This window comes from Pseudomonas sp. QL9 (assembly GCF_041409665.1).
GTDB classification, from domain to species: Bacteria; Pseudomonadota; Gammaproteobacteria; order Pseudomonadales; family Pseudomonadaceae; genus Pseudomonas; species Pseudomonas knackmussii.
This window is the reverse complement of the sequence record NZ_CP166971.1, coordinates 939,222-951,982: the sequence shown is the minus strand read 5'-3', so window position 1 is coordinate 951,982 and position 12,761 is coordinate 939,222. Positions and strand designations below refer to the sequence as shown.

The following is a 12,761-nucleotide window of genomic DNA, read 5'->3' as shown; positions in this document are numbered from 1 at the left end:
CCAAGAGGGCGTCATGGAGCTCGTCAACGATTCCACGGGTGACTTCGAGTCGACCCTGAAAAAACACGCGCGCGATTTGGTCGAGAGCCTGGAGCGCGGCGAGGTGCAGCAGGCCGTGCAGCTCATCCAGGAGCTCAACCAGACCCGCGATCGCGGCCTCTACCAGGAGGTCGGCAAGCTCACCCGCGAACTGCACAACGCGATCGTCAATTTCCAGATCGATCCGAATTCCCGGCACGCCGCGGAAATGTCGCAGATCGCCGATGCCACCGATCGTCTGTCCTACGTGGTGACGATGACCGAGAAGGCCGCCAACCGCACGATGGACCTGGTCGAGGAGTGCTCGCCGCTGCTCACGCACATCGAGCACGAGGCCAAGGACCTGCAGGAGCAGTGGTCGCGCTTCATGCGCCGCGAGATCGGTCCGGATGCCTTCCGCGACCTGGCCAAGCGCGTCGAGCAGTTCCTCTACGTCAGTGCCCAGGACAGCCGCAAGCTTTCTGCACACCTGAACGACATCCTGCTCGCACAGGATTTCCAGGACCTCACCGGGCAGGTGATCAAGCGCGTCACCAAGCTGGTCACCGAGGTCGAGAGCAACCTGGTCAAGCTGGTCTGGATGGCCGGGCAGGTGGACCGCTACGCGGGCATCGAGCACGACCACCAGGGCATGCGCGACGAAGTCGAAAAAGAAAGATCGTCCAAGGGTGAAGGTCCGCAGATCGCTGCCGATACAAGGAAAGACGTCGTGTCCGGTCAGGACGATGTCGACGATCTGTTGTCCAGCCTTGGATTCTGAAGTGCGCAAACGCGCCGTGGGGAGCACCGAATGAGCTTCGACGCCGATGACGAAATCCTCCAGGACTTCCTGGTGGAGGCCGGCGAGATTCTCGAGCAACTGTCCGAGCAGCTGGTCGAGCTGGAAAGCCGACCCGATGACATGGACCTGCTCAATGCCATCTTCCGTGGTTTCCACACCGTCAAGGGTGGGGCAGGTTTCCTCCAGCTGAACGCGCTGGTGGAGTGCTGCCATATCGCCGAGAACGTCTTCGACATCCTGCGCAAGGGCGAACGCCGCGTCAGCTCCGAGCTGATGGACGTGGTCCTGCAGGCGTTGGATACGGTCAACGTCATGTTCAGCCAGGTGCGCGACAACGAGGAGCCGACTCCGGCCTCCGCCGAGTTGCTCGCCGCGCTGTCGCGCCTGGCCGAGCCGGGCGGTGACGAGGAAGAGGCCATTGCTGAAGTTGCTGCCCCCGTGGCCGCTGCCGAAGTCGAGGCTCCAGCTGCCGAGCCGGCCGCCTACGGCGACATCACCGATGCCGAGTTCGAGCAACTGCTCGATGCCCTGCAGCCGGGCGCCGAAGCGGCCGCGCCAGTCGAACAGCCGGCCCCGGCCAGCGAAGCCGGCAGTGACGAAATCACCGACGACGAGTTCGAAGCGCTGCTCGACCAGCTGCATGGCAAGGGCAAGTTCAGCGCTGCCAGTGAGTCGGCCCCGGCCGCTGCTGCGCCGGCGGCCCCGGCCGCGCCTGTCAGTGCCGAAGGCGACGAGATCACCGACGACGAGTTCGAAGCGCTGCTCGACCAGTTGCATGGCAAGGGCAAGTTCGGCGCCCCCGCCGAGGGCGAAGTGGCAGCGGTTGCTGCTGCGCCCGCCGCACCCGCCGCCGAAGCTCCCGCGCCGGCCGCCGGTGGCGACAACATCACCGACGACGAATTCGAGGCGCTGCTGGATCAGTTGCACGGCAAGGGCAAGTTCGGCGATGCGCCGGAAGGCCCGGTTGCTGCCGCCGCTGCTCCCGCTCCTGCGCCGGCCAAGCCGGCTGCCGTGGCCAAGCCCAAGCCCGTTCCCGCTCCGGCCAAGCCTGCCGAGAGCCCACGCCAGGCCAGCGCACCGGCGCCGGAGAAGAGCGCCAACGAGGCCGAAACCACGGTGCGCGTGGACACCGCGCGCCTGGACGAGATCATGAACATGGTCGGTGAACTGGTGCTGGTGCGTAACCGCCTGGTGCGCCTGGGCAGCAACAGCGGCGACGAAGCCATGGCCAAGGCCGTGGCCAACCTCGACGTGGTCACCGCCGATCTGCAGATGTCGGTCATGAAGACCCGCATGCAGCCGATCAAGAAAGTCTTCGGCCGCTTCCCGCGCCTGGTCCGCGACCTTGCGCGCAACCTGAAGAAAGAGATCAACCTCGAACTGGTGGGCGAAGAGACCGACCTCGACAAGAACCTGGTCGAGGCCCTGGCCGACCCGCTGGTGCACCTGGTGCGCAATGCCGTGGACCACGGCATCGAGTCGCCCGAGGAGCGCGAAGGCTCCGGCAAGCCGCGTGGCGGCCGGGTGGTGCTCTCCGCCGAACAGGAAGGCGACCACATCCTGCTGTCCATCTCCGACGATGGCAAAGGCATGGACCCGGACATCCTCCGCGCCAAGGCGGTGGAGAAGGGCCTGCTGGACAAGGATGCCGCGGACCGCCTGAGCGAGTCGGATTGCTACAACCTGATCTTCGCCCCGGGCTTCTCGACCAAGACCGAGATCTCCGACGTCTCCGGCCGCGGTGTCGGCATGGACGTGGTGAAGACCAAGATTTCCCAGCTCAACGGCATCATCAACATCTATTCGACCAAGGGCCAGGGCTCGAAGATCGTCATCAAGGTCCCGCTGACCCTGGCGATCATGCCGACGCTGATGGTCATGCTCGGCAGCCAGGCCTTCGCCTTCCCGCTGGTCAACGTCAACGAGATCTTCCACCTCGACCTGTCCAAGACCAACGTGGTCGACGGCCAGGAAGTGGTGATCGTCCGCGACAAGGCGCTGCCGCTGTTCTACCTCAAGCGCTGGCTGGTTCCCGGCGAAGCCCATGAGGAACAGGGCGAGGGCCACGTGGTGATCCTTTCCGTGGGCACCCAGCGCATCGGCTTCGTGGTCGATCAGTTGGTCGGCCAGGAGGAAGTGGTGATCAAGCCGCTGGGCAAGATGCTGCAGGGCACGCCAGGCATGGCCGGTGCGACCATCACCGGCGACGGGCGCATCGCCCTGATCCTCGACGTACCGAGCATGCTCAAGCGCTACGCACGACGTATCTGATCCGACGCGCGCGGGGACGCCCGCGCGCCAAGACCCCTAGGGAGTGTTTATGGCAGTCAAAGTCCTGGTGGTGGACGATTCGGGATTCTTCCGTCGCCGCGTCTCGGAAATCCTCTCCGGCGATCCGCAGATCCAGGTGATCGGCACGGCCACCAACGGCCGCGAGGCCATCGATCAGGCACTGGCGCTCAAGCCCGACGTGATCACGATGGACTACGAGATGCCGATGATGGACGGCATCACCGCGGTGCGGAACATCATGCAGCGTTGCCCGACGCCGGTCCTGATGTTCTCCTCGCTGACCCACGAAGGCGCCCGCGTCACCCTCGACGCCCTGGACGCCGGCGCGGTGGACTACCTGCCGAAGAACTTCGAGGACATCTCGCGCAATCCGGACAAGGTGCGCCAGATGCTCTGCGAGAAGGTGCACAGCATCGCCCGCGCCAATCGTCGCTACGCCTCGTTCCACACCACGCCGGCGACCAGTACGCCGCCGGCGGCCAGCGGCGGGTTCTCCGCTCGGCCGGCCACGGCTCCTGCGCATGCGCCGGCTGCCCCGGCTGCTGCGGCGACCAGCGCCGCCCCAAAGCGTAAGCCCTACCGGCTGGTCGCCATCGGTACCTCCACCGGTGGGCCGGTGGCGCTGCAGCGGGTCCTGACCCAGCTGCCGGCCAACTTCCCCGCGCCCCTGGTGCTGATCCAGCACATGCCGGCGGCCTTCACCAAGGCTTTCGCCGAGCGCCTGGACAAGCTCTGCAAGATCACCGTCAAGGAAGCCGAGGACGGCGACCTGCTGCGTCCCGGCGTGGCCCTGCTGGCGCCAGGCGGCAAGCAGATGATGGTCGACGCGCGCGGCGCGGTGCGCATTCTTCCCGGCGACGAACGCCTGAACTACAAGCCCTGCGTCGATGTGACCTTCGGCTCGGCATCCAAGGCCTATGCCGACAAGGTACTGGCGGTGGTGTTGACCGGCATGGGCGCGGACGGCCGCGAAGGTGCGCGCATGCTCAAGCAGAGCGGCAGCCAGGTGTGGGCCCAGGACGAAGCCAGCTGCGTGATCTACGGCATGCCGATGGCCATCGCCAAGGCCGGCCTGGCCGACGCCATCTACAGCCTCGACGACATCGGCCGGCATATCACCGAGGCCTGCGCATGACTCCGGAGGCGAGCTGAATGGATGTGCTCAGCCTGGTCGGCCTGATCCTCGCGCTGGTCGCCATCATTGGCGGCAACTTCCTCGAGGGTGGGCACATCAGTGCCCTGGCCAACGGCCCGGCGGCGCTCATCGTGGTCGGCGGCACCCTGGCGGCAGCTTTGCTGCAGACGCCGGTGCCGGTACTCAAGCGCGCCCTGACGATGCTGCGCTGGGTCGTGCTGCCGCCCAAGGTTGATCTGCCTGGCGGCATCAACCGCGTGGTCGGCTGGAGCATGACCGCGCGCAAGGAAGGCCTGCTGGGCCTGGAAGTGGTGGCCGACGCCGAGCGCGATCCTTACGCCCGTAAGGGCCTGCAACTGCTGGTCGACGGCGTCGAGCCCGAATCCATCCGCAGCATCCTCGAGGTCGACCTGTTCAACCAGGAAGGCCGTGACCTGCAGGCCGCGAAGGTATTCGAGGGCATGGGCGGTTACGCGCCGACCATCGGTATCATCGGCGCCGTCATGGGCTTGATCCACGTGATGGGCAACCTGGCTGATCCCAGCCAGCTCGGCAGCGGTATCGCCGTGGCCTTCGTCGCCACCATCTACGGTGTAGGCTTCGCCAACCTCTTGCTGCTGCCGATCGGCAACAAACTCAAGAGCATCGTCATGCGCCAGTCGAGCTATCGGGAAATGCTCATGGAGGGGCTGCTGTCCATCGCCGAGGGCGAAAACCCACGCTCCATCGAATTGAAGCTGCAAGGCTTCCTCGGTTGACCGGAGTCGCGCCATGGCCCGTCGTCCCCACCGTGAGGAGCATGAGAATCACGAACGCTGGCTGGTGTCCTACGCGGACTTCATCACCCTGCTGTTCGCCTTCTTCGTGGTCATGTACTCGATTTCCTCGGTCAACGAGGGCAAGTACAAGATCCTCTCGGAAACCCTGACCGGCGTCTTCAACCAGCCGGACCGCTCGATCAAGCCGATCCCGGTTGGCGACGACCGCCCGCGCACCACCCAGCAGCCCAACGACAGCATGCAGCAGGGCGGTGAGGACAATGTCGACGGCGACCCGCTGACGCAGATTGCCGATGCGGTGCGCTCGCAATTCGGCGAGCTGATCAAGAGCGACCAGCTGAGCGTGCGCGGCAACGAGCTGTGGATCGAGATCACCCTCAATTCCAGCCTGCTGTTCCCCAGCGGCGACGCGCTGCCCAACGATGCGGCCTTTACCATCATCGACAAGGTCGCCGGAATTCTGGCGCCCTATCGCAACCCGGTGCACGTCGAAGGCTTCACCGACAACGTGCCCATCCACAACGCGCAGTACCCCACCAACTGGGAATTGTCCGCCGCGCGCGCGGCGAGCATAGTGCGTCTTCTGGCGCAGGACGGCGTCGATCCGTCGCGCCTGGCGGCGGTGGGCTATGGCGAGTTCCAGCCGCTGGCCGACAATGCCACGGCGGAAGGCCGGGCGCGCAATCGCCGGGTGGTGCTGGTGATCTCCCGCAACCTGGAGGTGCGCCGCAGTGTCAGCGGTGTGGGTAGCGCCAGGGCACAGCCGGACGCGACCCTGCGGCAGGCTGGCACGCAATCTGCACCAGAGCCTGTCAACGAGGCTTCCGCGACCGGTGCCGTCAAATCACCGTCGCCGACGCCGGGGGGCTGAGTCGAATGAACTGCAACAACCGGGCATCCGGATCGGGGAGAACAGCATGAAAGTCTGGGCGGTTGCCAATCAGAAGGGCGGCGTCGGCAAGACCACTTCGTCCATCGCCCTGGCCGGCCTGCTGGCCGATGCGGGCAAGCGCGTGGTGGTGGTCGACCTGGACCCGCATGGCTCCATGACCAGCTACTTCGGGCATGATCCGGATTCCCTCGAACACAGCGTGTTCGACCTGTTCCAGCACCAGGGCGCGGTGCCCGAGGGGCTGCCGCAGCAATTGCGGCTGCCGACCAGTCACGAACGCATTGCGCTGCTGCCGTCGAGCACTGCGCTGGCTACGCTGGAGCGCCAGTCGCCTGGGCAGAACGGCCTCGGCCTGGTGATCTCAAAGGCCCTGGCCCAGCTCTGGCAGGAATTCGACCATGCCATCATCGACAGCCCGCCGCTGCTCGGTGTGCTGATGGTCAACGCCCTGGCGGCCAGCCAGCACCTGGTGATCCCGGTGCAGACCGAGTTCCTCGCCCTGAAAGGCCTGGAGCGCATGGTCAACACCATCAACATGATCAACCGCTCGCGCCGCCAGGCCTTGCCGTTCAGCATCGTGCCGACCCTGTTCGACCGCCGTACCCAGGCGTCCATCGGTGCCCTGCGCGTGCTGCGCGACACCTATCCGGAAACCCTCTGGCCAGCGTTCATCCCGGTGGACACCCGCCTGCGCGATGCCAGCCGTCACGGCCTGGTGCCGTCGCGCCACGACGCCAACAGCCGCGGCGTGATCGCCTACCGCGCACTGCTCAAGCACCTGCTCGGTCAGGTGCCGGCGAGCCAGGTGGCCTGACCATGCTTTTCCGACGAGAACCATCAAGTCCGGCCCAGGTCCTGCCGATAGGCTGCTTAACCCTTTTGCGCGGATTATCTGCATGAGCCGTTCCGCTACCGCCACTCGCCCCCAGCTCGCGCTGCAGTCCTACCTGGACGCGCTGCTGCAGGAGGCCACATTCGAAGATGCCTTCGCCGAGACCGAGGCTCCCGCGCCCGCGCCGGTACAGCCGACTCCGGTGCTCGTTGCGCCGCTGACCCTGGTTGCCGAAGCGCCTGTCGTGCAGCCGGTTGCAGAGCCGGTGGTCGAAACGCCGGTGGTCGAGAGCGTCAGCCTGGATGAGTTCGAGGCTGCGGTGCTCGAAGAGCAGGTGCGCGATGCGCGCCTGCACGCGCCGCGCGCCGAAGCCCCGGTGGTCGAGCCCGAAGTGGTGGTTGCCACGCCGGAGCTGCCGGTCGAAGCCGAAGTCATCGATTTACACGTTCCGGGCAGTGCACAGATGCCGGCCGCACCGCTGGCACTGCTCGACGACGGTCGCCCGACCTGGGCTGCCGAGCCCTTCGAGTGCCTGCTGTTCGACGTCGCCGGGCTGACCCTGGCGGTACCGCTGGTGTGCCTGGGCTCGATCTACCCGCTCGCCGGCAAGGAGCTGACGCCGCTGTTCGGTCAGCCGGACTGGTTCCTCGGCATCCTGCCCGGCCAGGCCGGCAACCTTAAGGTGCTCGACACCGCACGCTGGGTGATGCCCGAGCGCTACCGCGAGGACTATCGCGAAGGCTTGCAGTACGTGATTTCCGTGCAGGGCTACGAATGGGGCCTGGCGGTACACCAGGTCAGCCGCTCGGTGCGCCTGGACCCGTCCGAGGTGAAGTGGCGCAGCCAGCGCGTGCAGCGCCCGTGGCTGGCCGGCACGGTGATCGAACAGATGTGCGCGTTGCTCGATGTCTCGGCCCTCGCCGGGCTGATCGACAGCGGCGCTGCGCGCAACCTGGGGCGCGGCTGAGCAGCCGGCCCGGTAATTCTTTGAACGACAACCGCCGCGCCCATTCGCAGGCGCGGCAGCACACGAGAGGCTAGGGGATATGAACAAGACGTCAGCGCAAGGTGCCGAAGATCCGATTCTGCAGTGGGTCACCTTCCGCCTGGACAACGAAACCTATGGCATCAACGTGATGCAGGTCCAGGAAGTGTTGCGCTACACCGAGATCGCTCCGGTGCCGGGCGCGCCCAGCTACGTGCTGGGGATCATCAACCTGCGCGGCAACGTGGTCACCGTGATCGACACCCGCCAGCGCTTCGGCCTGGATCCGGCGCCGGTCTCGGACAACACCCGCATCGTCATCATCGAGGCGGACAAGCAGGTGGTCGGCATCCTGGTCGATAGCGTCGCCGAAGTCGTCTACCTGCGTCAGTCGGAAATCGAGACCGCGCCCAACGTCGGCAACGACGAGTCGGCGAAGTTCATCCAGGGCGTCTGCAACAAGAACGGCGAGCTGCTGATCCTGGTCGAACTCGACAAGATGATGACCGAGGAAGAGTGGTCGGAGCTGGAGAGCATCTGACATGTGGGTCGCGGTGGGGTTGCTGGTGGTCGCGTGCTTGGCGCTGGCGGGGTTCAGCGTCTGGCTGCTGCTTGGGCAGCGCCGCCAGGCTGCGTTGCTGGTCCAGCAGGCCTCGCAGATCGCAGCGCAAGAGCTGCGCCTGAAGGAACTGGCCAAGCGCGGCGAGGCCTACCAGCGGGTCAACGTGCGCATGGGCGAAGAGCTCGGCGAGCTGCGCAAGCAGGTCGCCACGCTGCCCGAGCGCCTGGCGCGCCTGGAGCAGCGCGATCCCACCAGCCTGTCCTTCAGCCAGGCCGCGCGCCTGGCCGGCATGGGCGCTTCGGCCGCCGACCTGACCCAGGCCTGCGGGCTCTCCCAGGCCGAGGCGGACCTGATCGCGCGCCTGCATCGGGGCGGCCAGGTCCAGGAGTAAGGCCGTTCCCAACCACCCCGGCGAGATTGTCTGTGCCGAGAGGGGGCTGCCAGTTGAGAGTCAGGCTACAGAAGAATCAGACTTATCTGATCGGAGCGACAAGGGTGGCTCGGTAGATTGGCGTGCATTTCGCCATGTCGAGGAGCCTCTCCATGCTTCCAGCATCCCGCCGGGTCCTGGTTTTCTGTCCGCACCACGGCTGCCTGCAGCAATTCGCCATCTGGCTCAATCGCCTAGAGGTCTACCACCTGAGTCTCTGTACGAGCATCGAGGAAGTGGAGGCCACGCTGGCAAATGGGCAGCGCTACAGCCTGTTCATCTACGACGATTTCTCCCGCGAAGACCTGGATCACCTGCAGCGCTTGGCGCACGAAGCGTCCATCGAGCAGTTCCTGCTGATCGGCGGTTTCAACGAGCAGGAACGGCTCGACCTGTTGCGCTGGGCCTGGAGCCGTCGTGTTCCTCTGCTGCCGGTACTGGCGCGCCCGTTCGGCCTGGCGCACTTGCGCCAGGCGCTGGCTGCGCTGGTCGATTACAGCGTCGTCGAACCGCGCACGAAGCCGCGGCTGCAGGCCGCGCCGGGTTCGTTCAATGCGTCGCTCAGTGATGTTGCTCGGCCGCTGGGTCGACGGGCAGGTTGCTAGGCCCGGCCAGCAGCGCCTGGTTGCCGGGGCGCGGGGCGGGGCTCTTGCCCTTGAGGTACCAGGCGAAAGCGATGATTTCCGCCATGGTGCGATACAGCGCTTCCGGAATGGCGTCGCCCAGCTCCAGGCGCGCCAGCAGTTTGACCAGCTCACCGTTCTCGTAGATAGGCACCTGATGCTCGCGGGCGATGGCCAGGATGGCCTCGGCCAGCTCGGCGTCGCCCTTGGCGCTCAGGGTCGGTGCGCTCTGCCCGTCGTAGTTCAGGGCAATGGCCTGGCGGGGGCGGTTCTTGTTGCTCTTCATGCCTTTTCGTCCACCCAGCGTTGTTCCAATGCCGTGCGCATTCCCTGCGGCGGCTTGCCCTTGTGGCAGCACAATTCGCGCACCGTGAAGCCGGCGTTCTGCAGGCGTTCGCGTAGGTGTCCCAACTCCCGGTCGATCAGGCGCACGGTGTTATCGCGCTCCGCCCACAGCTGGCTGCTCAGGCCCAGCGGCGCCAGCATCGCTTGCACCTGCAGCGGCCCGAGCGGGTCGAGGTCGAAGGCCAGGTCCAGGCGCCAGATGCTCTCGCGAGGTTGCTCCTGCTCGCGCTCGCTACGCCCTTCTTCCTGCTGGACGCGCACTTGCAGCGGCAAGACGCCGTCGCCGTGGCGCATCGGGATTTCCAGCTGCCAGGTGTTGAGCTGGCCGCCGCCGGGCAGCGGCTCGCTCTGTACCAGGCTGCTCAGTTGATGGGTCTGCAGGCGGGCCAGGGCGGCGCTGGCAAGCTTGAGCAGGGTTTCCAGGTCTTCCTCCTGCTCCTGTTCCAGCTGCTTGAATTGCCGGTTCGGTAGCGGGAAGTCGCTGCCCTGCACGCGCGGGGTGCCGTTCTGGTTGAGGGTGCCCAGGGCGTTGCGGACGAAGGCCGGCAGGCTACGCGCCAGGTTCGCGGCGGCGCCATTGGCGAAGTTCGCCAGCAGGCCCGGACTGGTATCGGGGCCACCTTCGCCGACATCGGGCAGCAACTGGTTGATCAGCCGCAGCAGGTTGGCCTTGTAGTCGCTTCCCTGGGGGCCATTGCCCTGCAGCAAGTGCGCCTCGAGGAAGCTGCCGCTCTGCTGCAGCGCCTGGGCGACGCCCTTGGGATCGCTGAGCTGGCGGGCGTCGGGCAAGCCGGCAAGCAGTTGCTCGACGGCTGTGCGCAGTGGCTGTGGCAGATCGCTGCCACTTTTGACCAGGTTCTGCAGGGCGCTGACCAGGCCTTCGGGAGAGGCCTGGCGGGCCTGCTGCACGCCCAACTGGTTGTTCAGTTCGAGGCGGTCGAGGCGGCCTGCCAGCGGCAGGAAGAGCAGGGCGCGGCTGTCCTGCACCTGCGCGCTCAGCAGGGTGCCGGTTCGCACCGGGCGGCTTGAGTCGATATCCAGAACGCGCCCGGCCAAGGCGCCACCGATCAGACTGAGGAGCACCCGGTAACTCGCCGGCTGCGCCTGCGTGCCGCCCTGCGGCGTACTCGACAGCACCTTGCCCTGTACCAGGCTGCCGACCGGCAATTGGTCGAGGTCCAGGCTGGTCAGCGGCAGACTTTCGTCGAGCTGTTGGACGGTGGAAGAGAGCAGCGTGGCGGCCAGGCTGGTGCCGGTGAGGGCCGAGATGGTCAGGCTGCTGCCCTTGGGCAGCGCTTGCGGGCTGTCGGCAACCACCAGGGCCTGTTGGCCGCTGGCCAGGGTAAGGCGCAACAGCAACTGGAAATTCAGAGGTTCCTGCCGGGCTGCGAGGACTTCCGCGTGGGCGCTTTGCCCCGGCTGGAGCAGGTCGCCGATGCTCTGCGCGAGCTTGAGCGAAAGCTCCGCGGCGTTCAGTGTGGCGCGCGATTGCGGCAGGATCGGGAGCGGGCGGGAGGCGCCAATCTCGCTCGGCATGGAGTCTTCTACCAGGGGCCCCGACCTGAGTCGGTGCGGCGAAAGGACGCCGCAAGCCCTCACAAAGTGTCAAAAATGCCGGCGCCGGGGCCGGAATGCGGCGTGTATAATGCGCCGCCCTTGGCCACTATAGCGGCCTGCCGAGCACCGACTTTAGCCTGATTTCGCTTTTCCGACGGGGGCCGATGCCTTGACCAGTCCGCTTCTCGAAACCGTGGCGCTCGCCTGCGAGCGGGACTGGCGCATGCTCTTCGAGCGGCTCGACCTGCGCCTGGGCGCCGGCGAGATGCTGCAGGTAGTCGGCCCCAACGGCAGCGGCAAGACCAGCCTGCTGCGCCTGCTCTGCGGCCTGATGCAGCCAACCGACGGCGAAGTGCGACTCAACGGCAAACCCCTGGAACACCAACGCGGCGAACTGGCCCGCAGCCTGCTGTGGATCGGCCACGCCGCGGGCATCAAAGGGCTGCTGACCGCCGAGGAAAATCTCGCCTGGCTCTGCGCCCTGCATCAGCCGGCCGACAAAGCCTCGATCTGGCGAGCGCTGGAGGCGGTCGGCCTGCGCGGTTTCGAAGACGTTCCCTGTCACACCCTTTCTGCCGGCCAGCAGCGCCGCGTGGCACTGGCACGCCTATACCTGGACGCGCCGCCGCTGTGGATTCTCGATGAACCCTTCACCGCCCTCGACAAGCAAGGTGTCGCCCAGCTTGAGGAGCACCTGGCGCAACATTGCGAGAAGGGCGGTTTGGTGGTGCTGACCACGCACCACACGCTGACCCGCATGCCCTCGGGCTATCGCGACCTGGACCTCGGCCAGCACGCCCGGGCAATGGCGGGGGAGGGCGCATGAGCAACGTCTTCGGCCTGCTCCTGGCGCGCGAGGCGCGCCTGCAGTTCCGTCGCCCGGCGGAGCTGGCCAACCCGCTGGTGTTCTTCGCCATCGTCATCGCCCTGTTCCCGCTCGCCGTCGGCCCGGAAAGCCAGATGCTGCAGAACCTCTCGCCGGGCCTGGTGTGGGTAGCGGCGCTGCTGGCGGTGCTGCTGTCGCTGGATGGCCTGTTCCGCAGCGATTTCGAGGACGGCTCGCTCGAGCAGTGGGTCCTTTCGCCGCACCCGCTGCCCCTTCTGGTTCTGGCCAAGGTGCTGGCACACTGGCTCGTTTCGGGGCTGGCCCTGGTCCTGCTGTCACCGCTACTGGCCCTGATGCTGGGTTTACCGGTACGCTGCCTGCCGGTGCTGTTGCTGTCGCTGTTGCTCGGAACCCCGGTGCTCAGCCTGCTCGGCGCGGTCGGCGCGGCGCTGACCGTTGGCCTGAAGCGTGGTGGATTGCTGCTGGCGTTGCTGATCCTGCCGCTGTACATCCCCGTCCTGATTCTTGGAAGTGGCGCCCTGCAGGCGTCGCTGCAAGGGCTGCCGACCGCCGGGCACCTGCTCTGGCTGGCCAGTCTGACCGCGTTAGCATTGACGCTGACACCCTTCGCCATCGCTGCCGGCCTGAAGATCAGCGTGGGCGAGTGACACCTGCCGGGGGCG

At 66.5% G+C, this 12,761-nt stretch carries 14 protein-coding genes; 12 read left to right on the top strand and 2 right to left on the bottom strand.

Annotated elements, in window-relative coordinates; translation table 11 throughout:
• Positions 1-13 precede the first annotated feature (13 nt).
• From ACA097_RS04465 to ACA097_RS04420, 10 genes are all read left to right on the top strand, one after another.
• Positions 14-799 (top strand): protein phosphatase CheZ, encoded by a 786-nt coding sequence (locus tag ACA097_RS04465; RefSeq protein ID WP_043250700.1) that lies wholly within the window; start codon positions 14-16, stop codon positions 797-799.
• A 30-nt stretch (positions 800-829) separates the two neighbouring features.
• Positions 830-3,091: a chemotaxis protein CheA gene (locus ACA097_RS04460; RefSeq protein ID WP_371368754.1), complete on the top strand. Its 2,262-nt coding sequence runs from the start codon at positions 830-832 to the stop codon at positions 3,089-3,091.
• A gap of 49 nt (positions 3,092-3,140) precedes the next feature.
• Positions 3,141-4,247 carry a chemotaxis response regulator protein-glutamate methylesterase gene (locus tag ACA097_RS04455; protein WP_043250704.1) on the top strand — a complete coding sequence of 369 codons (1,107 nt, stop codon included), beginning with the start codon at positions 3,141-3,143 and terminating at the stop codon, positions 4,245-4,247.
• Between the two features lie 17 nt (positions 4,248-4,264).
• On the top strand, positions 4,265-5,005 hold the full coding sequence (locus ACA097_RS04450) for a flagellar motor protein (protein WP_160286255.1): 741 nt from the start codon (positions 4,265-4,267) through the stop codon (positions 5,003-5,005).
• 13 nt (positions 5,006-5,018) lie between these two features.
• Positions 5,019-5,897: a flagellar motor protein MotD gene (gene motD / locus ACA097_RS04445; protein WP_371368752.1), complete on the top strand. Its 879-nt coding sequence runs from the start codon at positions 5,019-5,021 to the stop codon at positions 5,895-5,897.
• Positions 5,898-5,943: 46 nt separating this feature from the next.
• On the top strand, positions 5,944-6,732 hold the full coding sequence (locus tag ACA097_RS04440) for a ParA family protein (protein WP_371368750.1): 789 nt from the start codon (positions 5,944-5,946) through the stop codon (positions 6,730-6,732).
• A gap of 82 nt (positions 6,733-6,814) precedes the next feature.
• Positions 6,815-7,717: a chemotaxis protein CheW gene (locus ACA097_RS04435; protein ID WP_371368748.1), complete on the top strand. Its 903-nt coding sequence runs from the start codon at positions 6,815-6,817 to the stop codon at positions 7,715-7,717.
• A gap of 79 nt (positions 7,718-7,796) precedes the next feature.
• Complete coding sequence (locus tag ACA097_RS04430; RefSeq protein ID WP_043250714.1) at positions 7,797-8,276, top strand: chemotaxis protein CheW; 480 nt, start codon at positions 7,797-7,799, stop codon at positions 8,274-8,276.
• Position 8,277: 1 nt separating this feature from the next.
• Positions 8,278-8,688 carry a DUF2802 domain-containing protein gene (locus ACA097_RS04425; protein WP_371368745.1) on the top strand — a complete coding sequence of 137 codons (411 nt, stop codon included), beginning with the start codon at positions 8,278-8,280 and terminating at the stop codon, positions 8,686-8,688.
• Between the two features lie 152 nt (positions 8,689-8,840).
• The gene (locus ACA097_RS04420) at positions 8,841-9,332 is read left to right on the top strand and encodes a hypothetical protein (RefSeq protein ID WP_371368743.1); all 492 of its coding nucleotides are present in this window, start codon (positions 8,841-8,843) and stop codon (positions 9,330-9,332) included.
• On the opposite strand, the gene ACA097_RS04415 is transcribed toward ACA097_RS04420, so the two are convergent.
• Complete coding sequence (locus ACA097_RS04415) at positions 9,289-9,636, bottom strand: EscU/YscU/HrcU family type III secretion system export apparatus switch protein (RefSeq protein WP_052355210.1); 348 nt, start codon at positions 9,634-9,636, stop codon at positions 9,289-9,291. The genes ACA097_RS04420 and ACA097_RS04415 overlap by 44 nt on opposite strands.
• The gene (locus ACA097_RS04410; RefSeq protein ID WP_160286258.1) at positions 9,633-11,231 is read right to left on the bottom strand and encodes a flagellar hook-length control protein FliK; all 1,599 of its coding nucleotides are present in this window, start codon (positions 11,229-11,231) and stop codon (positions 9,633-9,635) included. Before ACA097_RS04410 ends, ACA097_RS04415 begins: the two co-directional genes overlap by 4 nt.
• Before the next feature lie 190 nt (positions 11,232-11,421).
• On the opposite strand from ACA097_RS04410, the gene ccmA reads away from it, so the two are divergent.
• On the top strand, positions 11,422-12,078 hold the full coding sequence (gene ccmA, locus ACA097_RS04405) for a cytochrome c biogenesis heme-transporting ATPase CcmA (RefSeq protein ID WP_371368740.1): 657 nt from the start codon (positions 11,422-11,424) through the stop codon (positions 12,076-12,078).
• Positions 12,075-12,746: a heme exporter protein CcmB gene (ccmB, locus tag ACA097_RS04400; protein ID WP_043250723.1), complete on the top strand. Its 672-nt coding sequence runs from the start codon at positions 12,075-12,077 to the stop codon at positions 12,744-12,746. Before ccmA ends, ccmB begins: the two co-directional genes overlap by 4 nt.
• The last annotated feature ends 15 nt before the right edge of the window (positions 12,747-12,761 follow it).

Bases quoted from the DNA above. Each gene is read 5' to 3' on its own strand.
- ACA097_RS04420 (WP_371368743.1), top strand. From the start codon at position 8,841: ATGCTTCCAGCATCCCGCCGGGTCCTGGTTTTCTGTCCGCACCACGGC.
- ACA097_RS04450 (WP_160286255.1), top strand. From the start codon at position 4,265: ATGGATGTGCTCAGCCTGGTCGGCCTGATCCTCGCGCTGGTCGCCATC.
- ACA097_RS04460 (WP_371368754.1), top strand. From the start codon at position 830: ATGAGCTTCGACGCCGATGACGAAATCCTCCAGGACTTCCTGGTGGAG.
- ACA097_RS04410 (WP_160286258.1), bottom strand. From the start codon at position 11,231: ATGCCGAGCGAGATTGGCGCCTCCCGCCCGCTCCCGATCCTGCCGCAA.
- ccmB (WP_043250723.1), top strand. From the start codon at position 12,075: ATGAGCAACGTCTTCGGCCTGCTCCTGGCGCGCGAGGCGCGCCTGCAG.
- ACA097_RS04425 (WP_371368745.1), top strand. From the start codon at position 8,278: ATGTGGGTCGCGGTGGGGTTGCTGGTGGTCGCGTGCTTGGCGCTGGCG.
- ACA097_RS04465 (WP_043250700.1), top strand. From the start codon at position 14: ATGGAGCTCGTCAACGATTCCACGGGTGACTTCGAGTCGACCCTGAAA.
- ACA097_RS04440 (WP_371368750.1), top strand. From the start codon at position 5,944: ATGAAAGTCTGGGCGGTTGCCAATCAGAAGGGCGGCGTCGGCAAGACC.
- ACA097_RS04435 (WP_371368748.1), top strand. From the start codon at position 6,815: ATGAGCCGTTCCGCTACCGCCACTCGCCCCCAGCTCGCGCTGCAGTCC.
- ACA097_RS04430 (WP_043250714.1), top strand. From the start codon at position 7,797: ATGAACAAGACGTCAGCGCAAGGTGCCGAAGATCCGATTCTGCAGTGG.
- motD (WP_371368752.1), top strand. From the start codon at position 5,019: ATGGCCCGTCGTCCCCACCGTGAGGAGCATGAGAATCACGAACGCTGG.
- ACA097_RS04455 (WP_043250704.1), top strand. From the start codon at position 3,141: ATGGCAGTCAAAGTCCTGGTGGTGGACGATTCGGGATTCTTCCGTCGC.
- ACA097_RS04415 (WP_052355210.1), bottom strand. From the start codon at position 9,636: ATGAAGAGCAACAAGAACCGCCCCCGCCAGGCCATTGCCCTGAACTAC.